The 20,214-nt window shown below is 47.7% G+C and carries 21 protein-coding genes; 11 read left to right on the top strand and 10 right to left on the bottom strand.

The genetic code is table 11. From position 1 onward, the window contains the following. Window position 1: 1 nt before the first annotated feature. Both IEV98_RS10125 and obgE read left to right on the top strand, forming a co-directional pair. Window positions 2-580, top strand: a complete 579-nt coding sequence (locus IEV98_RS10125) for an adenylate kinase (RefSeq protein WP_188505720.1) — start codon at window positions 2-4, stop codon at window positions 578-580. Window positions 581-594: 14 nt separating this feature from the next. Further along, a complete protein-coding gene (obgE, locus tag IEV98_RS10130) occupies window positions 595-1,593 on the top strand; it encodes a GTPase ObgE (RefSeq protein ID WP_188505721.1) in 999 nt (332 codons plus the stop codon). On the opposite strand, the gene IEV98_RS10135 is transcribed toward obgE, so the two are convergent. The 3 genes from IEV98_RS10135 to IEV98_RS10145 form a co-directional block, all read right to left on the bottom strand. Beyond that, window positions 1,583-3,055: a S10 family peptidase gene (locus IEV98_RS10135; RefSeq protein WP_188505722.1), complete on the bottom strand. Its 1,473-nt coding sequence runs from the start codon at window positions 3,053-3,055 to the stop codon at window positions 1,583-1,585. The genes obgE and IEV98_RS10135 overlap by 11 nt on opposite strands. Beyond that, complete coding sequence (gene panB, locus IEV98_RS10140; protein ID WP_188505723.1) at window positions 3,055-3,870, bottom strand: 3-methyl-2-oxobutanoate hydroxymethyltransferase; 816 nt, start codon at window positions 3,868-3,870, stop codon at window positions 3,055-3,057. The genes IEV98_RS10135 and panB overlap by 1 nt, the downstream gene beginning before the upstream one ends. Before the next feature lie 107 nt (window positions 3,871-3,977). Next, a complete protein-coding gene (locus IEV98_RS10145) occupies window positions 3,978-4,439 on the bottom strand; it encodes a cold-shock protein (RefSeq protein ID WP_188505724.1) in 462 nt (153 codons plus the stop codon). Between the two features lie 245 nt (window positions 4,440-4,684). On the opposite strand from IEV98_RS10145, the gene IEV98_RS10150 reads away from it, so the two are divergent. The 3 genes from IEV98_RS10150 (at window position 4,685) to IEV98_RS10160 (ending at window position 6,860) form a co-directional block, all read left to right on the top strand. Continuing rightward, window positions 4,685-5,752 (top strand): fatty acid desaturase family protein, encoded by a 1,068-nt coding sequence (locus tag IEV98_RS10150; RefSeq protein WP_188505725.1) that lies wholly within the window; start codon window positions 4,685-4,687, stop codon window positions 5,750-5,752. A gap of 99 nt (window positions 5,753-5,851) precedes the next feature. Next, complete coding sequence (locus IEV98_RS10155) at window positions 5,852-6,043, top strand: cold-shock protein (protein ID WP_188505726.1); 192 nt, start codon at window positions 5,852-5,854, stop codon at window positions 6,041-6,043. Between the two features lie 94 nt (window positions 6,044-6,137). After that, the gene (locus tag IEV98_RS10160) at window positions 6,138-6,860 is read left to right on the top strand and encodes an SDR family NAD(P)-dependent oxidoreductase (protein ID WP_188505727.1); all 723 of its coding nucleotides are present in this window, start codon (window positions 6,138-6,140) and stop codon (window positions 6,858-6,860) included. On the opposite strand, the gene IEV98_RS10165 is transcribed toward IEV98_RS10160, so the two are convergent. Beyond that, window positions 6,790-9,354: an OstA-like protein gene (locus tag IEV98_RS10165; protein ID WP_188505728.1), complete on the bottom strand. Its 2,565-nt coding sequence runs from the start codon at window positions 9,352-9,354 to the stop codon at window positions 6,790-6,792. The two genes, IEV98_RS10160 and IEV98_RS10165, sit on opposite strands and share 71 nt — an antisense overlap. Before the next feature lie 395 nt (window positions 9,355-9,749). Between IEV98_RS10165 and tilS the strand changes: the two genes are divergently transcribed. Genes tilS through IEV98_RS10190 form a run of 5 tightly spaced genes read left to right on the top strand, consistent with a single transcriptional unit; the run spans window position 9,750 to window position 13,351 of the window. After that, window positions 9,750-11,078 carry a tRNA lysidine(34) synthetase TilS gene (tilS, locus tag IEV98_RS10170; protein WP_188505729.1) on the top strand — a complete coding sequence of 443 codons (1,329 nt, stop codon included), beginning with the start codon at window positions 9,750-9,752 and terminating at the stop codon, window positions 11,076-11,078. Between the two features lie 4 nt (window positions 11,079-11,082). Then, window positions 11,083-11,577 (top strand): hypothetical protein, encoded by a 495-nt coding sequence (locus tag IEV98_RS10175; RefSeq protein WP_188505730.1) that lies wholly within the window; start codon window positions 11,083-11,085, stop codon window positions 11,575-11,577. Window positions 11,578-11,622: 45 nt separating this feature from the next. After that, a complete protein-coding gene (locus tag IEV98_RS10180; RefSeq protein ID WP_188505731.1) occupies window positions 11,623-11,919 on the top strand; it encodes a DUF4834 family protein in 297 nt (98 codons plus the stop codon). Between the two features lie 26 nt (window positions 11,920-11,945). Next, window positions 11,946-13,061, top strand: a complete 1,116-nt coding sequence (gene recF / locus IEV98_RS10185; RefSeq protein ID WP_188505732.1) for a DNA replication/repair protein RecF — start codon at window positions 11,946-11,948, stop codon at window positions 13,059-13,061. 17 nt (window positions 13,062-13,078) lie between these two features. Beyond that, window positions 13,079-13,351, top strand: coding sequence for a DciA family protein (locus tag IEV98_RS10190; RefSeq protein ID WP_188506200.1), 273 nt, complete (start codon window positions 13,079-13,081; stop codon window positions 13,349-13,351). A 6-nt stretch (window positions 13,352-13,357) separates the two neighbouring features. Here IEV98_RS10190 and IEV98_RS10195 read toward each other — a convergent pair whose 3' ends face one another. Genes IEV98_RS10195 through IEV98_RS10205 form a run of 3 tightly spaced genes read right to left on the bottom strand, consistent with a single transcriptional unit; the run spans window position 13,358 to window position 15,864 of the window. Continuing rightward, window positions 13,358-13,723: a DUF1304 domain-containing protein gene (locus IEV98_RS10195; RefSeq protein ID WP_188505733.1), complete on the bottom strand. Its 366-nt coding sequence runs from the start codon at window positions 13,721-13,723 to the stop codon at window positions 13,358-13,360. A gap of 17 nt (window positions 13,724-13,740) precedes the next feature. After that, window positions 13,741-14,439 (bottom strand): response regulator transcription factor, encoded by a 699-nt coding sequence (locus IEV98_RS10200; protein ID WP_188505734.1) that lies wholly within the window; start codon window positions 14,437-14,439, stop codon window positions 13,741-13,743. 6 nt (window positions 14,440-14,445) lie between these two features. After that, window positions 14,446-15,864: a sensor histidine kinase gene (locus IEV98_RS10205; RefSeq protein ID WP_229738661.1), complete on the bottom strand. Its 1,419-nt coding sequence runs from the start codon at window positions 15,862-15,864 to the stop codon at window positions 14,446-14,448. A gap of 265 nt (window positions 15,865-16,129) precedes the next feature. Between IEV98_RS10205 and IEV98_RS10210 the strand changes: the two genes are divergently transcribed. After that, window positions 16,130-16,837: a basic secretory protein-like protein gene (locus IEV98_RS10210; RefSeq protein ID WP_229738662.1), complete on the top strand. Its 708-nt coding sequence runs from the start codon at window positions 16,130-16,132 to the stop codon at window positions 16,835-16,837. Between the two features lie 18 nt (window positions 16,838-16,855). Here IEV98_RS10210 and nhaA read toward each other — a convergent pair whose 3' ends face one another. The 3 genes from nhaA to asnS are packed head-to-tail and all read right to left on the bottom strand — an operon-like array spanning window position 16,856 to window position 20,144. Further along, window positions 16,856-18,028 (bottom strand): Na+/H+ antiporter NhaA, encoded by a 1,173-nt coding sequence (gene nhaA, locus IEV98_RS10215; protein ID WP_188505736.1) that lies wholly within the window; start codon window positions 18,026-18,028, stop codon window positions 16,856-16,858. 47 nt (window positions 18,029-18,075) lie between these two features. Continuing rightward, complete coding sequence (locus IEV98_RS10220) at window positions 18,076-18,696, bottom strand: L-threonylcarbamoyladenylate synthase (protein ID WP_188505737.1); 621 nt, start codon at window positions 18,694-18,696, stop codon at window positions 18,076-18,078. Between the two features lie 2 nt (window positions 18,697-18,698). Continuing rightward, the gene (gene asnS / locus IEV98_RS10225) at window positions 18,699-20,144 is read right to left on the bottom strand and encodes an asparagine--tRNA ligase (protein WP_188505738.1); all 1,446 of its coding nucleotides are present in this window, start codon (window positions 20,142-20,144) and stop codon (window positions 18,699-18,701) included. Between the last annotated feature and the right edge of the window lie 70 nt (window positions 20,145-20,214).

Here is a 20,214-nt window from a genome sequence, read left to right on the forward strand (position 1 = left end):
TATGCTAAACCTTGTTTTATTTGGCCCTCCGGGAGCAGGGAAGGGTACTCAATCACAAAGGCTTATCGATAACTACCAGTTGGTGCATATTTCCACGGGCGACTTATTCCGCGCTCATATCGGCAACCAAACGGAACTGGGCCAGCGGGTGAGTAAATTGATAGCCGACGGTGAGTTGGTGCCGGATTCCATTACCATCGCTATGCTGGAGGAGGAAATCGATAAAAACCCGCAAGCACAAGGGTTTATTTTCGATGGGTTCCCGCGTACGGTTGCACAGGCTGAGGCGCTAGACCGTTTTCTTGCATCAAAAGGCACCGGTATCACCGGCGTAGTGGCGCTCGATGTAACGGAAGCCGAGTTAACGGAGCGTATCGCCAAGCGTAGGGCGATCAGCAATCGTGCAGATGACGATAGTGAGAAATTGAAAAAGCGCATCGAAGAATATTTCAACAAAACGATCCATGTGCTACCTTACTACGAAACTCAGGGCAAGCTTACCAAGGTCAACGGTATCGGTGATATCGAAACTATCTTTGGTGAAATCAAGCGCGTCGTCAACGGATGGGTAGTGGAGTAAGGTTCTAATTGAAAATGGCCCAAGGATCAAATTTCGTCGATTACGTAAAAATATGCTGTCGTTCTGGACGGGGCGGAGCTGGGTCTGCACATTTGCATCGCGACAAGTTTACAGCGAAGGGCGGACCTGACGGCGGCGATGGCGGCAGGGGTGGGCATATCATCTTGAAGGGTAATACGCAACTTTGGACGTTGCTTCACCTGAAATACCGCAAGCACGTCATTGCCGAAGATGGGCAGCCCGGCGGTAGCGCATTGAAGCATGGGGCCAACGGCAAAGACGATGTGTTGGAAGTGCCGTTGGGGACGATTGCCCGGCATGCCGAGACCAATGAAATTTTATTTGACATTACGGAAGACGGTGAGACCAAAGTGCTGACTGCGGGTGGACGAGGTGGATTGGGTAACTGGCATTTCAAAAGCCCTACACAGCAGACACCCCGGTTTGCACAGCCGGGCGAGTCGGGCAAAGAGGAGTGGATTGTCCTCGAATTGAAAGTGTTGGCAGATGTGGGGTTAGTGGGGTTTCCCAATGCGGGTAAGTCAACATTGCTTTCCGCAGTGTCGGCAGCGAAGCCCGAAATTGCGGACTACCCATTTACAACCTTAGTGCCCAATCTGGGTATTGTTTCCTATCGGGACAACAGGTCGTTCGTGATGGCAGATATCCCAGGTATTATCGAGGGAGCATCTGAAGGGAGAGGGCTAGGACATCGCTTTCTGCGTCACATTGAACGCAATTCGGTATTGCTGTTTATGATTCCGGCAGATACGAACCGAACCATACGAGAAGAATATCAGATACTCCTTGATGAATTGATTGCCTTCAATCCCGAATTGAAAGACAAGCCCCGTATCCTAGCCATTAGCAAGTCAGATTTGCTGGATGATGAACTGGAGGGAGAAATGAAAAAAGAAATCCCTGCGGAGATTCCCCATGTATTTATTTCATCCGTATCCGGCAAGAACATACAGTCGCTGAAAGATATGATCTGGCAGGCGGTCAATATTTAGCTGGAAGTCCCTTTTCGGGTATGCTAGCCTTGATGAAATTACGAATATCCTCATTTCCTTTTTCAAGATCTTCCTTGCGGAGATACATCATGTGTCCGCTGCGATAACCTACAAAGCTCGTCCGGTCTTTCAGTCTTCCCGATGGGTCCATTTGCCACATATTGTATTTGGCGTTGAAGTAATCGCAGGCACCGTCGTAATAACCGGATTGTACCATCAAATGCAAGTATGGATTTTGCGCCATCGCTGCGCGGAGGTTTTCACCTGTCCGATCGTCGCTCCTATCCCAGGGATGTACTGGCCCGAACATGTTATATTTCACATCCGTCTTGAAATTAAGTTCATTGCGCATGTAATAGTTGATAGCAGGTGTGAAGGAGTGAAGCCAGGAGGTGAGTTCGGCATTGAAATCCGGGCGTTCACCGGCATCGCGGCGATCAATACCCAAATAGCGAGAGTCCAACCGGCCTACCGTATAGCCACTGTCACGAAGCAGTTCTTTCCAGAATAACGAAGTGGAGACGTCCAGATTGTTTTGTAAGATAACTTTTTCGGGTAGCCCAGAATACCGGGCTACTTTAGTTGCGATAGCCTGTTTTTCGGCTTGGGTGAGCGTACCCCCTTTTACCAGGGCGGGTAGAAATTCGTCCACTGCATACTGTTCCACCTCGGGCAGCATCGCGGTGAGGTCTTTCTGCTGAAGGTCGGCAGGCAATACTTTATGGAACCAAGCGGTAGCTGCGAAATAAGGGAGCCTAAGTGCCACCGCTACGGGGCCACCGCGTTCAATGCCCAAATCCGTGGGCGATACCAGGATAACCCCATTCAGGTACATCCATTGGTTGCTCTGTAATTCAAGTGCCAACCCGGATACACGTGTTGTGCCGTAGCTCTCCCCGATGAGGTATTTGGGTGATGGCCACCGGTTTTGTCGGGTCACAAAGGTGTTGATCCATTCGGCCAGGTATTTGATGTCCGCATTGACACCGAAAAAGGTGGATTTTTTCGCTTCCTTGTCGAGGATACGCGAATAGCCGGTATTGACCGGATTGACAAAGACAATATCAGCAACGTCTAATATGGAATAAGGATTCTTTTTGATGCCATAAGGTTGAATCGGATAGCCTTCGTCGTCGATTTCCAATAGCGTAGGCCCAGTATAGGCGATTTGCATCCATACCGATGCCGAACCGGGGCCGCCGTTGAACGATATGACAAGCGGACGCGAAGTACGGTCGTCGATGCCATCACGTTCATAGTAAGTATAGTCAACGGTGGCAATAGGTTTCCCATCTTCATCCCATACGGGTTGGGTGCCCTTATACGCCGTGTAGTTAATATGCTTACCCTTAATGCTTGTTTCGTGCGTGGTGATGATTACGGAGTCGGCGGGGATCGTGGATTGTGCTACCGAAAGTAGGCAGATCGCGATGGCGACCAACGTGGATAGGAGATGTTTCATCAATACTGCTCGTTTTCGTTCGGGAAATCCGATGACTTCACGTCCTTAATGTAACGGCTTACTGCACCGCCGATTTCCTCATAAAGATTGAGGTACTGGCGCAAGAATTTGGGTTTGAACCCCTTATTGAGTCCAAGCATGTCATGTATCACCAACACCTGTCCATCACAGCCTGCACCAGCACCAATGCCGATGGTAGGGATGGCGAGGTTGTTCGTTACTTCCGTGGCCAGCTTTGCAGGGATTTTTTCTAGTACAATACTGAAGCAACCAGCCTCTTCCAACAATTTGGCATCCGATTTCAGCTTCTCGGCTTCGGCCTCTTCTTTGGCGCGGACGGTATACGTGCCGAATTTGTAAATGGATTGGGGAGTAAGGCCCAAGTGACCCATCACCGGAATTCCGGCATTGACGATACGTTGTACGGTCTCTTGGATTTCGATGCCTCCTTCTACTTTGAGACCATGTGCGCCGGTCTCCTTCATTACGCGCACCGCGGCTTTCAGGGCATCGCTGCTATCCCCCTGATATGTGCCGAATGGTAAATCCACCAAAACAAGCGCACGTTTGGCCGCGCGGACTACCGATGAGGCATGCATCATCATCTCTTCTAGGGTAATCGGCACCGTGGTTTCGTAGCCAGCCATCACATTGGCAGCGGAATCACCTACCAAAATAATGTCTATTCCTGCGTCATCCAATGCGCGAGCCATGGAAAAGTCGTAGCCCGTCAGCATAGCTATTTTTTCACCACGGGTCTTCATCTCGCGGATGGTATGCGTGGTGATTCGCTTGATTTCCTTATTTACAGACATAAAGCAAACGTAATAAAAAAAACGCAATGAACGCAAATTTCTGTGTTGCGAAGGGAAGCGTTGTGCGGGGTAACATACCTGCCGTTCGGCAGGGAAAGCCTTGCGTTTTAGCCGATTTTCTTTACGGCGCTCGCTTGCAATCCTCTGAGACCTTTCACAACGGTAAATTCCACGCGGTTTTCTTCGGCGATGGGTTCGGTTAGGTCGTTGACATGGAAAAAGATACGCTCACCGCTGCTGGAATCATTGATGAAACCGTATCCCTTGGATTCGTTGTAATAGGCCACGCGACCGGTGCGCGCACCGTTGGCGTCTTCTATGTCTTCAAGCTTTGGTGTGCTGATCATGATTTCTTCCGCAGAAACTACCTTCAGTTTCTTTGGATCCGGGGGGGTAGTCGTGATGTTGCCGTTTTCATCGACATAGGCCAGCATGTCATCCAAGCTTTTACCCTTATTGGATCCGGCGGATTGCCTTTTTTCATCACGACGTTGTTCTTTCTCTCTTTTTTTCTGCAGTCGTTTCTTGGCGTTTTCTTTTTTACTGAATGTCTCTTGTGATCTTCCCATTGATGATTTTTAAATTAAACATTTTATTCCTAAGCAACCAATGCGGACGTTCGATGATGCAAACTGGGCAGGGAGCAAAAACGAAAGGTATGAAAATGGTGCTTCGTGCAAAGATACAAAATGGAAGTCGGATAATCAAGGGTGCAGTAACGATGCATTGGAGATGTTAAAAAAACGTTAATTCGGATTCTTTTGCGCGATGCACGGATTTAATGCGTATCTTCCCGAAATTTTTCAGTTTTTTCATGACAAAGATTAGTTTCAATAACACCAATAAACAATTCTCCAGCACACTACGCACTCGGGTAAATGATTATTTCAAAGCCCATCGTATTTCCAATACGGGCAATCGCCGGCTGTACCTCAAAAGTGTAATTTTGGTCGCAACGGCTGTAGCAGGCTACGTCATTTTGGTTTTCTTTACCCCACCCGTTTGGCTAGCCATCCTGTTATGTATCCTTTTTGGCTGCAACCTTGCCGCGATTGGTTTCAACATTATGCATGAGGGCGGACATCAGAGCTTCTCAAAAAAGGGGTGGCTCAACCTGGTTTCGGCTTACAGCCTGAACATGTTGGGCGGTACCATCTATTTTTGGAAGCAAAAGCATAATATCGCCCATCATACATTTACCAATGTTGATGGCTTAGACCACGATATTGATGTTAAGTTCATGCGCATGCATGCCGACCAACCACGGAAATGGTTTCATCGCTTCCAATTTGCCTATTGGTTTGTACTGTATGGTATATCGTATATCGCTTGGGTGGCTTACCAGGATTTTGAAAAGTATTTCAGTGGGAAGATGGGGGTGAAAGCCGATAGCAAAGCGATGCCACTGCGTGAGCATCTGATATTCTGGACAACAAAGATCACGTATTTTGCCGTGTACCTGATCATCCCTATTCTGTTGGTTGGTTGGGGCCCCGCATTGCTCGGTTGGCTCATTGCCGGGGTAGCCTGTGGTTTTTGTTTGGCCGTTGTATTTCAATTAGCCCACGTGGTCGAGGCGACACAGTTCCCCTTACCTGATATTGATACCAATAAAATTGAGCAAGAGTGGATGGTACACCAACTAAGTACCACTGCCAATTTTGCGACGGGTAGTAAAGTCGTATCATGGCTCCTAGGCGGCCTCAATTTTCAGGTCGAACACCACCTATTCCCCCGCATTAGCCATGTTCATTATCCGGCAATCAACAAGCTTGTCAAAGCTACCTGCCTGGAATTTAATGTGGTGTATCTGGAACATCGAACGATGGGAAATGCGTTTGCATCGCACCTGCGCCACATTTATCAACTTGGACGGCAATAGGGATTCTTTGCATACTTAAAATCAAAAAAAGTTGGAAATCAAATAATTGTTTCTACCTTTATGGGCAATTAATCGATTTTTTATTTTATTTCTATTACCATGCAAGAAGGCGTAGTAAAATTTTTCAATGAAACCAAAGGTTTCGGATTCATCACTCCCAAAGACGGCGGGCGTGAAATTTTTGTCCACACATCAGGGCTAATAGACCGTATCCGTGAGAATGACGAGGTTTCATTCGAAGTACAGCAAGGCCAAAAAGGTTTAAATGCAGTAAATGTAAAGCTGATTTAATTCAATTTTCAGATATTGTGAGAACCACCCACCAACAGGTAGGTGGTTTTTTTGTGCGCGTACATGGAGCGCGCTGGACGTTGACAAATAAGCGATGGATCAGGGGAAAATTATTATCATTGGAGCCACCTCCGGCATTGGCCGTGCACTGGCTGAGACGTTGGTATCGGAAGGGTATTTCGTTGGAATCACGGGGCGCCGGAAGCCGTTGCTCCGTGAATTAGCGGCCTCCCGTCCCGACCGCTATTACATGAGCGGATTTGATGTAACCGCTGTTGATACCAGTATTGAACACTTGGAAGCATTAGCCGCCGCTATGGGCGGTGTGGACACCGTAATCATCAGCGCGGGGGGTGGGGATGTCAACGAATCATTGGATTTTGGGGTGGAGCAAAAAATGATCGATCTTAATGTACGTGCTTTTACGCAAGTGGCCGATTGGGCATTTAACTATTTCAAACGTCGTGGGCATGGACATTTGGCTGCAATTAGCTCCATTGCAGGTATCCGGGGGAGCAGGCAGGCACCGGCTTACAGTGCTACGAAAGCTTACCAAATTACTTACCTCCAGGGATTGCGGCAGAAAGCCAATAGGGAACAGGCGGATATCGTCATTACGGATATCCGTCCCGGATTCGTGGATACTCCAGCGGCCAAATCGCCTGTGCGATTCTGGGTAGCGCCAGTGCCCAAAGCCGCCAGGCAGATCTATCAGGGATTACGCAAACGCCGGAAAGTGGTGTACATCACCAAAAGGTGGCGAATAATCGCCTGGATTTACCGTTGGCTTCCGAGTAGGCTGCACGAACGGATGTAAGGCACACAGTATGCGGGGCTGATGTGGGGCGGTCTCGGCTGGCTTCGATAAGCGGATGTACAGCAGGCTTATTGAATACCGCGGAGTCAAGGGAATCTCGCGAGAGGCTATCGATAGGCGCTTGTCTACTACGTAAGCTATCCAAGGCCGTACTATCCTTGGTGTTGGTACGATCAGCTGGTGGGACAGCGAGGGTCTTTGTATCCAGCGAGTCTGTGGTTGTGGGCCTGCCCGCTCCGCCGGGCTGTCCTCCGGACGTCGTAGAATCCGAGGGCACCGCTAAACCTGCGTCTGCGGGTGGGCGGCGACGCGCCAGTAGATCTTCTTTGGACGTCGGTCGGTCGCCCGGTTTCCACACGAATCCTTCCAAAATTTCAACTTCCTGTGGGATGAGATGTATCGGGTATACTTTACCGTCGACACGCCTAATGGGGCTAAATTCCACAATTTGATTGCTGTCTACCAAGATTTTGATACGGCTGCTCCGGCTATGGTACATATTGGTATAAGTCTGCTGCTTCTCATCAATCATGTAATAGATACTCTCGGCGTTGCCATCTATAAACATCCTGTCCAACGCATTATTGGTAAAAAATCCGGTAATCCGACGGCCCTTTACTTGATTATATTTGCTTGAGTCCAATTGCGTATTCACCATAAAGGCATTGTTCATCAAAAGCATATTATCCAATTGCTCATTACGAACCTGCATGAATATGGTGTCCGCGGTCATCTGAGAACCCTGTGCCCAGATCATCGGTCTGCCGAAAAAACGCATCATCGAATCAGGGTAACCGTAATAGACCGAATCCGCCACCGCTTGTAAATCTGACTTGAACAGCCTCACATTATAATACGCTTTGATGATACGTGTCTTGGCGGTGTCGTTCGCTAATGAATCCTGCAGTATGGTATCTATTGCCTGACTAGAAATGGCAGCCACGGCATCGGCCATAAGGCTATCTGCCTCGCCCCCTTTGGGAATTACGGCTTCAGCCCGTAATACACTGTCGGCAGCAAGGTTCCGTGTGAGTGCATCGTGACCTAGCTGCACCGCTAATGGTACAGCGCCCACCCGTTTGATATGCGTTTTCAGTACCGCTGAATCGGTCTCGAGGACCATATCGGTGGCGCGTGTCGAATCCTTGCCTGACTTCGTTAAGCTATCAGGCGGTGCCTTCAGCGAATCCGCAGGAGTGCTGATGGAGTCCGCCGGCAGTTGCTTGATACTATCTTGGGAAGTGGTGTCCATATCGACTTGGGGCCTAGTCAGCGTCGCTGGGCCCAAATCGTCGGGCACGCCCGTTTCATTTATGGTGTCAAAGTCTTCGCCAAAGTCCTCGTCCTCATATTCGTCGAGGTCGCCACCTTCCCGATTGAGCTCAAAAACCTTGGGTATATACTCTTTTAGGGGGATCAGGCGAGAAAACAGGGTGTCTGCCGTCAGGTAAATGGTGTCTGCTGCCGGTCGCGCCGCGGGGGGCACGCCAAGGCTGTCTGGAGAACGTTTTGCACGCTTGGAGGTGTCCGTATCAAGGCTATCTAACGAGATTGCTGCGCTGTCCACCGCCAGGCTATCCATCGTGGCGCTATCAGTCGTCGTGCTATCGCTGCGGGTAATGGTCATGACGAGCGGATTTCTAGTCATGGTTATGGATTCATCCATTCGGTTGTATACCCCCTCGCCGCCGAAGGTGAAATACTGGTCGGCAGTATCGACGAATACGACGTTCTGCACGGCGCGGCCGTTTCCGGACTGGCCATCGTAATAAATACTATCGCCGCGGAGAAACCGGCTCCCTTCGGTATAGAGATTATTTCGGTCAAACCATGCTTGCTCGGTTTCCGTATTGTATTCGCCGCGTTCGGTATACAGGTTTTCCCCTTCGTTGCCCTTGATGTTGGTGGGCCCATAGAAGTAGGTCACCTTGGTGCCCGAGTTATAACGCATGGTGTCTGTATAGATCTTCACATCGGGTGTGCGCACAATCACGTCATGGCGGAAGTAGGCATCTTTGGTGTTATCGAAATAGTAAGCCCTTTGGCTGGTAATGGTATCCGTGGCGTTTAAAATCCGACCACCATCTGTGTAGGTGCCTACGCTACTTTTCATATTGTAGGTGAGGTGGTTGGTAGTGAGTACCGAATTGCCGTCCACCATGCGTACATTGTTGGTGAGTGTTGCTAGTTGTGTTTCCGCTGCGTAATGCAGTTTGTCTGCATAAATGACCGTACCATTGGGCTGGGTAATGATGACTTTCCCGAAGGCATCGAAGTACTGCTTGCCTTCATCGTCGTTATAGATATAGCCGCTATCCGCCGAGAGTGTAGAACCATGGTGCTCATAAACCGGGCGGTAATTCATCATGTTGCCGGTGGTAGCATTCAAGCGACTGTGGGAAGATGATATGAGCCTCAGCTCATCCCGCTGCTGTGCATGTAGCAAGGAGCAAACCAGTGTGGTAGCGCATATCAGCAGCAGGCTTTTCTTCACTGTGCAAACTTAGCTAAAATGGATGGTATTCGTAAATACTGCGAGAAATTCCGGCAAAGCATTGGATGCCGTCCAATAGTTTTTTTATCGCGGTTTACTTTTGATTTGTACTTTCTTTAATCTAAATTTAATAATTTGTCGAAGTTTATCATAAAATAACCCTGAATTCATTCGGATATTATTCGGGTATATCTGAATTAACTCCGAACAAACTCCGAATAAATCCCGTTTTATTTCCGTGATATCCATAACTATCATATAAAGCAATGTCAGAGAAAAAGTAATGACCGTAGGTAAACAGGTTAACTATTTCATGCGCTGTGTTGCTGGCTGTGCGCTATAGGTTGTAGCCCGACCGTTTTGTGCCATTGCGAATATCCCGTACCTTTGATCCCATGAGCGTACAGGAACGACTTGGCCAATACCTTAGCGAGCAGGCGCTGTGCAATCCACATGACCGGATTCTCCTCGCGGTAAGCGGCGGCAAGGACTCGGTATTAATGACGCACCTTTTTGCCGAGGCTGGTTACGTCATTGGTATCGCTCACTGTAATTTCCGATTACGGGGTACGGAATCTGATGCTGATGAAACATTGGTCTATCAACTTGCCAAGACCTTAGGGGTTCCATTCTATGCAACGGCATTTGATACGGAGGCATATGCCCGGCAGCACAAGGTTTCCATCCAAATGGCGGCGCGCGAACTGCGATACGAATGGTTCGAAACCATCCGTACTTCGCAGGATTATGACTATGTCGCGGTGGCACAACACCAAAATGACCATGTAGAGACCTTGTTGCTCAACTTGGTGCGTGGTACGGGGCTCGCGGGCTTACAGGGTATCCAACCCAAACGTGGCTGCATCATCCGCCCGCTTTTATTTCTCAATGCCGAGGAGGTAGGGCGTGAGGTGAAGGAGCGGGGACTGGAATACCGTGACGATGCCTCCAATTTTTCCACCAAATATGCCCGCAATAAAATCCGGTTGGAAATTATTCCCCAGCTGAGCGTACTTAATCCTTCACTTGAGCGTACCATTGCAACGGAAATGACTCGATTTGCTGACACCTATGCCGTATTGCAAACCCATGTTACGGCAATGCGTAGTAAACTATTCACGGAGCAGGCGGCAGGGGAATGGCACATTCCCATCGCCGAACTGATTTCACTTGAACCACAGCGATTTTTGCTGTATGAGTTGTTTAAGCCGTTCGGGTTTACGGAAGCTGTTTTGGGCGATTTGGCAAGGGCCTTGTCGGGCGTGTCCGGTAAGCAGTTTTTATCACAGTCGCATGTATTGTACCTCGATCGCGATGAGGTCGTGCTGAAACCCTGCAAAGCAATCCGTGAGGAGATGGTAGTCATCGGAAAACCAGGGGACCATGTACAATGGGGCGGACACTGCTTCCAATCGGATTGTTCTTCCGATACGGGTATCGATACAGCCACCCATGTTGCACAGTTCGATGCGGATTTGATGGTGTTTCCCATCCGGATTCGATCATGGCAGGAGGGCGATGTGTTTTGCCCGTTGGGGATGAAGGGACGCAAAAAGCTGAGCGATTTTTTTGTGTCGCTCAAAATCCCGGTTTATCGTAAACATACTGTACCGGTGCTCGTTAATGGTAACGGCGATATTATTTGGGTTGTCCCTTATCGATTGGATAATCGCTATAAAATTACGGGCAAAACGAAAAAAGTGTTTACATTAGCACGTTCTTAAAGTGATGGGAGAAAAACCAATATACGTGGAAAATCAATACCTGGGGCGCGATCGCGGCTGGGTAAGCGTGAGGCTTGTACTTGCGTTGTTTTGTTTCACGGCCTATTACATAAACATCGATAGGGAGAGCGAAAGCCAATTGTTCCTTGTGGTGGGAATTGCAATTTTGTTTGTGTCAATTGTGATGATGTACATGCTTCAATATCGCATTACGGTAGAAACCGGCTGTGTGAAATTAAGTGGCCTGTGGACCACACGCCTTGTGAAGATTGATCTCAACAGTATTGTGAAGGTAGAATGCAAGCCGTATAGTAAGTTCTTTATCAATAATCCGGTATATAATCTCCATCAAAAGGGCAGAATAAAATTTTATGCTGGGGGAAAGGATGCCATATGGCTCACCGACCGTGACGGCTTACTGTACATCATCGGTACACAGCGTCAGGTCGAACTCCAGCAGGCCATTTCAAAAGCTAAAGCGAAGTCGTCAATCAGTTGACGTAAACTTGCATATAAATACAATTTTATTTAAGTTTGTATTAATATGGGATTGTTGAAATTTTTATTCATTGCGATAGCCGTTCTTTGGTTGGTGCGTTTGGTAGCGCGGCTTCTTTTCCCGTGGGCGATGCGCAAGATGGCACAGAAAGTAATGGGCGATGCTCAACGCCAACACGACTTTAAAAATACGACTTATCGAGGTGCCAATACCAATCAGCGGCGCCAGCCGGATGGCAAGGTTCGGATTGACTATATGCCTCCCATAGAGAAACCAAAAAAGGGGGCTAAAAGTGCAGGGGAATTCGTGGAGTTCGAAGAAATCAAATCATCCACTGAATAGCCAAGGAAAACCTTACCTTTGCGGGTATGTGGCTTAAGCAACTTTCCGTTTTTAGTTTCAAGAATTATGCCGAAGCCACGCTTTACTTCGTGCCCGAAGTGAACGCATTCACGGGTACTAACGGAGCGGGGAAGACCAATCTGTTGGATGCCATCCACTACATTTCACTTTGTAAGAGTTTTCTCAATCCGGTAGACTCCCAGCACATCCGACAGGGTGGAGACTGGTTTATGGTGCAAGGCGATTTTGATAAAGACGGGCAATCGGAGATCGTGGCGTGTAGTCTCAAACGCAATCAGAAAAAGCAATTCAAGCGGAATAAAAAAGCTTATACCCGTCTTGCGGACCACATCGGCCTCTTTCCCTTGGTCATGGTTTCCCCCAATGACTCCGCCATCGTGGCCGATGGCAGTGAGGAACGCCGACGCTTCATCGATAATGTGATTTCACAAACCGATCTGGGTTACCTCGACGGGTTGATTGCCTATAACCACTGCCTTACGCAGCGTAATAGCCTGTTGAAGCAAGCCGTCAAAAATGGATCATTGGATAAAGGGCTGCTCGACGTGTTGAGTATGCAGCTCGTGGAACTGGGAGTACCGATTTTCGAGAAACGACAGGCGTTTATGGCTGAGTTTATCCCCGAGTTCAATAAGCATTATCAATTCCTTACCGAGACGGCTGAAAGGGTGTCGTTAGTGTACGAATCGCAGCTGTTGGGAGGGCTGTTTGCCGACCTGTTGGAACAACAGCTGGAACGCGACCGCCTGCTGGAGCGTACCACGGTAGGCATCCATAAGGATGATCTGTTGTTTTCCATACACGGAGATATGTCGCTCAAAAAATTCGGCTCACAAGGACAGCAAAAGTCGTTTCTCATTGCGCTGAAACTGGCGCAGTACAGTTTCCTGCACCGTCAAAAAGGATTCAAGCCATTGCTGTTGTTGGATGATATCTTCGATAAGCTCGACGATAAGCGTACGCGCAAGCTGATGCAGATGGTATCTGCAGATGATTTTGGGCAGATATTTCTGACGGATACGGATTCGGGTCGAATAAACCGTATCTTTGAAGAAATAGGCCGGAAAGTGCGGGTTTTCGAAATCAATGACGGCACGGTACAGCAATTGGAAACGGCGTGAGCAGCAGGGGTGACGATATGACCATCAAGGAAGCCATCGAGAAGATGTTCGATGTGTACAAGCTGCGACGCAAGTTTGATGAAACCTCATTGGTGGCAGCTTGGCCGCAACTGATGGGTAAAGCCATTGCGAACCGTACCAAGCAACTGTATATCCGCGATAAAAAGCTGTTTGTGAAAGTAGAATCGTCGGTCATCAAAAGCGAGCTGGTGCTGATGCGCTCGCAAATCATCGGTCGCCTGAATGAATTTGTGGGACAGGCGGTGATTGAGGAATTGGTCGTACTTTGAATTTGTTCAAAACAGCAGGAGCATCGCTAACGCGATAATCGCGGGCAATCCCTGGATAATTAATATCTTCCTACTGGCAGTAATTGTACCGTATATCGCAGCTACGATGATGCATACAAGAAAGAATATCGCTATATACTTGCTCCATATAGCATCTTCAATAAGTAGCGACCAAATGAGACCCGCTGCTAGAAAGCCATTATATAATCCCTGGTTCGCCGCTAATTTTTTGGTTGGCGTAAAAAGGTGGTCAGGTAAGCTGCCTCTGAAAGCCTTTTTCCCCGCAGTTTCCCAAGCAAACATTTCTATCCATAGAATGTAGAGATGCTCAAAAGCGACTACCAATACGAGTACATTCTTCAATAGTTCCATGATGTTGATTTTATTCTCTAAGGTACTGATAAAATGAAGCCGACACCATAAATGTTCTCAATCCGTACTCCTGAAGAGGAATGCCGTAACAACTTACGCAATCGGGATATGAATACATCCAAGCTACGGCCCATGAAATAGTCGTTTTCACCCCAAAACCGGACGAGGAGGTCCTCACGCTTTACAATGCTGTTTCGATAGGTATAAAGGTATTCCAGCAGTTCGGCCTCGCGCAGTGTCAACGTAGTTTTGATATGTCCGTCTACCGAGAGGCTGAGAGATTCCTTATTTAAAACGATATTGCCGATTTCGATGGTGTCCGGTTGGCTTTTTTCTTCGGTGGGCTTTGTTCGCCTTGTTATATTGCGTATCCGTAATACCAACTCATCGATGTCGAAGGGTTTGGTGATGTAATCCATTGCACCAATATCCAGCCCATATAGCCGGTCCTTTTTTTCCTTCCGTGCCGTTAGGAAGAGGAAAAAGGCATTTTTGTTGTATTCCACGATCTTTCGCGCCAAGTCAAAACCATTGATGTCCGGCAACTGGATATCAATGATGACCAGACTGTATGTTGTCTCATGGTGCAGGTACTCTTGATAAGCATTTTTACCATTCGTACACCAGGTAACCTCGAAATTCATTGCTTCCAGGTATTGTTTGGTTACATTGCCCAAATCCAGCTCATCTTCTACATAGAGTAATTTCGGTTTCATCACTGATCAACTTTTATAAGGAATGAGTATGGAGAATTGACTGCCCACTGCTTCCTTACTCACTACGGACAGTGTCCAACCGTGGCTTTTAATGCACTGATAGGTATAGTAGAGGCCTAAACCTAGTCCGGGGATGTGCCGTGTCCCCTGCTTTTGGAAGCGGTAGAACTTTTCGAAAACATGCTCAATCTCCTTGTTGGGAATGCCTGTTCCGTTGTCTGAAATCTGTATTTTGATCGCATGATCGGCGAGTTCAGTAGCTATCGTAATCTGCTTGTGATCATTATGGTTGTATTTGATCGCATTGTCAAACAGGTTTAAAAGCATGGTCGTGAAGAAAAATTTATTTAATTCGACAGCCAGGGGCTGACGCGAGGTGCGAAGCGCAACAGCAGTGTTTTGAACCGAGAGCTTCACGTTGTAATCGTTAACGATTTCGTGGAGTAGTTGGTTAAGTTCGTGAGGTTCCTTCTGCAGGGTAGAATTATCCATCGTTGTGATATCCATCAGCTGGTCAAACAGTTTCTGCAGGCGTAATGATTGGCGTTCAATAATTTTCGTAAGGGGCCTGATATTTTCTGTATTAGCTTGTATTTTGCTGTTTTGCATGTTTTTATTGGCCACAATGATGGTCGAGAGGGGCGTGTTAAACTCGTGCGTGATGCCGTTGACGAAGTCAGACTTCATTTCGGCGAGTTTTTTTTGTCTCAGCCAATTTCGGTAGGTGACGTAGTAAATTGATACGACGCAGCCGATGGCAAAGAGGGCCAGCAAAAATGTGGGCATCATCAACTTCATGATACGCCAGGTACGGTTGCGGTGGTCTGCATGCAAGGAAAAAGTCATCCAATAGTTGTAGTCTTCAGCATTGCTGACCGTGATGCTCGCTATTTGGTTTTGCGGCAACGGTGTGTTCAACGCGCCACCAATATGGGCGCCGATTGTAGTCTTCAAACTGTCGGCTAAGAAAGGGGACGGTTGGTTGGCATGGTAGATGTTGACCAAGTGCATGTTTTCGAAGACCAGTTGTATCGCATTGATGGTCAGCAAATATTCGAGATCTCCGTCCAGTTTATACTCGGTTTTTATTTCTGCGAAAAGGACATCCATGGTGTTTCCCGCCCGGAGCGCACGGAACATGCTATCCAATACCTTGTTCTTTTCACGTTCAAATACATCCCGATCGAGGTGGTAAGCGGATTCCAGTGCATGGATGTTGGTCATCAGATAGCGGTCAATAATGGCCACACCTCCCGGAAATAGCTTGTCATTGCGGATGCGTTGTGTATAGCGGTCATTGATGAGGGTCTTTTCTACAGCCTGGTACTGTTCGTCTTCAAGTTTAAACGTATTGTACGTGAGATAAAACAGAACGGAAATCAATAGGGTGAGCCCCAATAGTGAAATGCCTTTATGTATGCTCAACGAATACCTCATTGATTTGTCTGATCAAACGCTGTTATAGCACGAGCGAATATAGCAATGAAATTAGTGTGATAGCTATCTCACACCTATTTATTTGGTTTTTGTTAACATTTCATTAGGCATTTGTTAACATGCTTCATCGAGCTCATGTATTATTTTTGTTGCAGAAAGTCCTGTTGTACCCTATTAAAATAAATATATCCAATGCCGAATGGGCAATTTTTGTAACGACAAAGGTTGCCCATTTCGGTTTTTTAATCCGAGCATGATGATACGTTTTTCAGTTATTTCGTTATTGTTTATCGCCACCCAATATGTTTTGTTAGCGAGTAATGGCCACTCGCAGATCGTTAAGACAGCATGTGAAAAAGGTCGTGACACGTTGGATAACAACGGGTTTCGGCTTATCTTTATTCAGCAAGATTCGAACTTTGATACCGCGGTAGCTACCCGGTTAAAAGAAACCTTTTTTGCAGTATATCCCGTGCTTGTGGAGACATTTAACTCGGATGCCGTACATCAGGTGGTCCTTACTGTTGATACCGCCTACAAAGGTGTGGCGTACGCACATGATGGGCGGGTGGTCATCAGCCAGGACTGGTTGGCGAAAAAGCCCCATGATGTGGATGTAGTCACCCATGAGGTGATGCATATTGTACAAGCCTATCCTGCCGGTAGTGAGCCGGGCTGGTTGGTGGAAGGAATTGCGGACTATGTACGCCATAAATATGGTGTGGATAATGCTGGTGCCGGATGGTCTTTGCCTCACTTGCAGGATGATCATCATTATACCAACAGCTACCGGGTAACGGCCCGTTTCCTAAATTGGATAGAGAGCACCCAGAAGGCTGGCTTTGTGAAAGCGCTAGACAGCGCTATGCGTAGCCGTACGTATACGGAAGATATCTGGAAGTCTGAAACGGGACTTGATCTGGGTGCGTTGTGGGCAGCTTATGTTGAGCATGACCGGTGAAGAGTATCGCTCAAACCATTATTGCTTTTCGGCGATGTGTTTTCGTCCCATATTTTTCAGGATGAAATAGCCAATAATGCCCGACAATGCCGACGCCACAAGGATGGCAAATTTTGCTTCCGTTTGATGCGATATATCGCTGAACGATAATAATGCGATGAATATGGACATCGTAAACCCAATGCCACCCATGAGACCAATCGCCAAAACCTGGGTCCATTTGGTTCCTTTCGGCAACTCACTTAATCCCAATTTAACCGAAATCCAGGAAAGCAGAGTAATCCCCAAGGGTTTGCCGATAAAGAGCCCGGCAATAATGCCTAAGCCAAGTGGGCTGACTAGCCCGTCTATCATCCCGCTTTCAAAACGGATGTTCGTGTTGGCTAATGCAAATAACGGCATGATCACAAAATTGACAGGGGTACTGATTGCATGTTCTACGGTTTGGATAGGGGAGTGCCCCTGTTTACGTCCCTTGATGGGTATGGCAAATGCTGTAAGCACACCGGCGATGGTAGCGTGGATGCCGGAGTGATGGATGAAATACCAGATAAATAGGCCAGGGATTAAGTAAAACCATATCGATTTTACGCCCATGCGATTCATGAACATCAAGAGGGCGAATAATCCCAATGCATAAAGCAGGTAGCTGGATTCGAGTTGAGTGGTATAAAAGATGGCAATGACCAAAATGGCGCCCAGATCATCTACAATTGCCAAAGCTGTAAGGAACACCTTCAATGCGATGGGTACACGTTTGCCCAAGAGGGATAATATACCAATCGCAAAGGCGATATCCGTAGCCATCGGGATACCCCATCCGTGACCGGTTTCGGTGCCCGTGTTAAATAACGCGTAGAAACCGGCTGGAACAACCATACCTCCCAAAGCAGCGAAAAATGGTAATGATGCTTTCTTCGCTGATGAAAGTTGCCCATGAGCCAGCTCTTGCTTGATTTCGATGCCCACCATCAAAAAGAACAGCGCCATCAAACCGTCGTTGATCCACAGCAAAACGCTGTATTTGAGGTGTATTTGCTGAGTTTCTATTCCGATTTGCTGGGCAAGCAGCGATTCAAAATGTGGCCCCCAAGGAGAATTGGCGATAATAAGAGAAATGACCAAAAAAACAAGTAGGGTAATGCCACTTGCGGAATCCGCCTCGAAAAATTGCTTGATTTGCTTACGCATCTGGAAAAATAGCTGTTAATGAAAATGACACTAAACTGGCAGCTAAGTTACAAAAAGAGGCTCAGATCTCCCTTGCCTTCGCGGAGAATTTCGAAATCGTCCGACGTAGCGTCCACGACCGTGGAGGCCACATTGCCACCATATCCGCCATCAATGACGATATCCACCAGATCGCCGAATTTTTCATAGATGAGTTCGGGATCGGTAGAATATTCAATAATTTCATCTTCATCGTGGATAGATGCCGATACGATGGGGTTGCCTAATTCGCGTACAATTTCACGGGCAATGTTGTTGTCCGGAACCCGGATGCCCACTGTTTTTTTCTTTGAGCTTAACAATTTCGGTACTTGCCCGCTGGCATTGAAGATAAACGTAAAGGGCCCGGGTAGGGCCCTTTTCAGTATCCTGAATGTAACCGTGCCAAAAGGTTTGGTGTATTGAGAAATTGCCGTGAGATCATAGCAGATAAAGGAAAGGTTGGCTTTTTCCGGTTTGATCCCCCGCAATTCGCATACGCGCTCAATGGCTTTGTGGTTGTTGATGTCACACCCCAGTCCATAAACGGTATCAGTAGGGTAAATGATGAGGCCGCCCCGCCGTAGCACGTTCGCTACCTGCTGGATAGCCTTGGGGTTTGGATTTTGTTCGTAGATTTTGAGGAGCATGGTCAAAATTCCGCATTGTTTGGCGTTCTGGGAAAAGGTATGACATCCCGGATGTTGGTCATACCCGTGACGAATAGCACGAGGCGCTCGAACCCGACACCGAAACCGGAATGCGGGGCAGTGCCGAAACGCCGGGTATCCAGAAACCAGTCCATTTCGGCAGTCGGGACGCCCATTTCTTTCATCCGTTGGATCAGTTTGTCGTAACGCTCCTCCCGCTGGGAGCCGCCCACCATTTCGCCAATGCCGGGAAATAGGATGTCCATAGCGGCAACAGTAAGTCTCCCTTCATCATCCGGTTCGTTCATCCGCATATAAAACGATTTAATGTCTGCTGGATAGTCTGTAAGGATGACGGGTTTCTTGAAATGTTTTTCGACAAGGTACCGTTCGTGTTCGGACTGTAAGTCCGTTCCCCAGCCTTCAATCAGGTATTTGAATTGTTTTTTTTGGTTCGGTTTGCTGCGTTGCAAAATGTGAATAGCTTCTGTATAGGTGAGCCGTTCAAAGCGATTGTCCAGGCAAAAATTGAGCTTGGCAATCAAGTCCATTTCAGATCGCTCGTTCTGAGGTTTGTTCTTTTCCTCTTCGAGCAGCCGATTTTTGAGAAATTCGATTTCATCGGGGCAATGATCGAGGGCAGACCGGATTACATATTTAAGCAACTCTTCCGCCAAATCCATGTTATCTTCCAATTCATAGAACGCCATTTCGGGTTCGATCATCCAAAACTCTGCCAAGTGGCGTGTCGTGTTGGAATTTTCAGCACGGAACGTCGGGCCAAACGTATAGATGTTGCCCAGGGCCATAGCAGCCAGCTCGCCCTCCAATTGTCCGGAAACCGTGAGATTGGTCGGCTTGCCGAAGAAATCCTCCCTGTAGTCAATCGAACCATCGGCGTTCCGTGGGGTGTCGTCGAGGTCGAGTGTGGTTACTTTGAACATTTCGCCAGCACCCTCCGCATCCGAGCCTGTAATGATTGGAGTATGCATGTATACAAACCCGCGCTCGTAAAAAAACTGATGCACGGCAAAGGATAGTGCATTGCGCACCTTGAATATGGCATTGAATGTACTGGTGCGGAAACGGAGATGTGCGATTTCGCGCAGGAATTCAAGGCTGTGCTTTTTAGGTTGCAGGGGGAATTTTTCGGGATCGCTATCGCCCAAGATTTCCAAGACTTCGACTTTGATTTCCACGCGCTGCCCTTTGCCCACTGATTCCACCAAAGGCCCCGTAACGGCGACAGCCGCACCCGTGGTAATCCGCTTCAGCAACGCTTCATCGGTATTGTTGAAGTCGACGACCGCTTGAATATTACCCAATGTAGAACCATCGTTGATGGCGATGAATTGGTTGTTCCGGAACGTTTTTATCCAGCCCTTTACGGTTATCTGTTGCCCATATTCCGTGGCATTCAACAGGTCTTTTATACGTGTATGTTTCATGTTTTGTTATCAGCTATCAGCGCCTCGAGTCCTTATTATACAGTGCACAACATATTGGTTTGCCTAAACC

This window comes from Parapedobacter pyrenivorans (genome assembly GCF_014636865.1).
GTDB classification, from domain to species: domain Bacteria; phylum Bacteroidota; class Bacteroidia; order Sphingobacteriales; family Sphingobacteriaceae; genus Parapedobacter; species Parapedobacter pyrenivorans.

Bases quoted from the DNA above. Each gene is read 5' to 3' on its own strand.
- IEV98_RS10190 (WP_188506200.1), top strand. From the start codon at position 13,079: ATGACCATCAAGGAAGCCATCGAGAAGATGTTCGATGTGTACAAGCTG.
- IEV98_RS10155 (WP_188505726.1), top strand. From the start codon at position 5,852: ATGCAAGAAGGCGTAGTAAAATTTTTCAATGAAACCAAAGGTTTCGGA.
- IEV98_RS10150 (WP_188505725.1), top strand. From the start codon at position 4,685: ATGACAAAGATTAGTTTCAATAACACCAATAAACAATTCTCCAGCACA.
- nhaA (WP_188505736.1), bottom strand. From the start codon at position 18,028: ATGCGTAAGCAAATCAAGCAATTTTTCGAGGCGGATTCCGCAAGTGGC.
- IEV98_RS10200 (WP_188505734.1), bottom strand. From the start codon at position 14,439: ATGAAACCGAAATTACTCTATGTAGAAGATGAGCTGGATTTGGGCAAT.
- IEV98_RS10175 (WP_188505730.1), top strand. From the start codon at position 11,083: ATGGGAGAAAAACCAATATACGTGGAAAATCAATACCTGGGGCGCGAT.
- asnS (WP_188505738.1), bottom strand. From the start codon at position 20,144: ATGAAACATACACGTATAAAAGACCTGTTGAATGCCACGGAATATGGG.
- recF (WP_188505732.1), top strand. From the start codon at position 11,946: ATGTGGCTTAAGCAACTTTCCGTTTTTAGTTTCAAGAATTATGCCGAA.
- panB (WP_188505723.1), bottom strand. From the start codon at position 3,870: ATGTCTGTAAATAAGGAAATCAAGCGAATCACCACGCATACCATCCGC.
- IEV98_RS10210 (WP_229738662.1), top strand. From the start codon at position 16,130: ATGATGATACGTTTTTCAGTTATTTCGTTATTGTTTATCGCCACCCAA.
- IEV98_RS10135 (WP_188505722.1), bottom strand. From the start codon at position 3,055: ATGAAACATCTCCTATCCACGTTGGTCGCCATCGCGATCTGCCTACTT.
- IEV98_RS10195 (WP_188505733.1), bottom strand. From the start codon at position 13,723: ATGGAACTATTGAAGAATGTACTCGTATTGGTAGTCGCTTTTGAGCAT.
- IEV98_RS10145 (WP_188505724.1), bottom strand. From the start codon at position 4,439: ATGGGAAGATCACAAGAGACATTCAGTAAAAAAGAAAACGCCAAGAAA.
- IEV98_RS10160 (WP_188505727.1), top strand. From the start codon at position 6,138: ATGGATCAGGGGAAAATTATTATCATTGGAGCCACCTCCGGCATTGGC.
- tilS (WP_188505729.1), top strand. From the start codon at position 9,750: ATGAGCGTACAGGAACGACTTGGCCAATACCTTAGCGAGCAGGCGCTG.
- IEV98_RS10220 (WP_188505737.1), bottom strand. From the start codon at position 18,696: ATGCTCCTCAAAATCTACGAACAAAATCCAAACCCCAAGGCTATCCAG.
- obgE (WP_188505721.1), top strand. From the start codon at position 595: ATGGCCCAAGGATCAAATTTCGTCGATTACGTAAAAATATGCTGTCGT.
- IEV98_RS10180 (WP_188505731.1), top strand. From the start codon at position 11,623: ATGGGATTGTTGAAATTTTTATTCATTGCGATAGCCGTTCTTTGGTTG.
- IEV98_RS10125 (WP_188505720.1), top strand. From the start codon at position 2: ATGCTAAACCTTGTTTTATTTGGCCCTCCGGGAGCAGGGAAGGGTACT.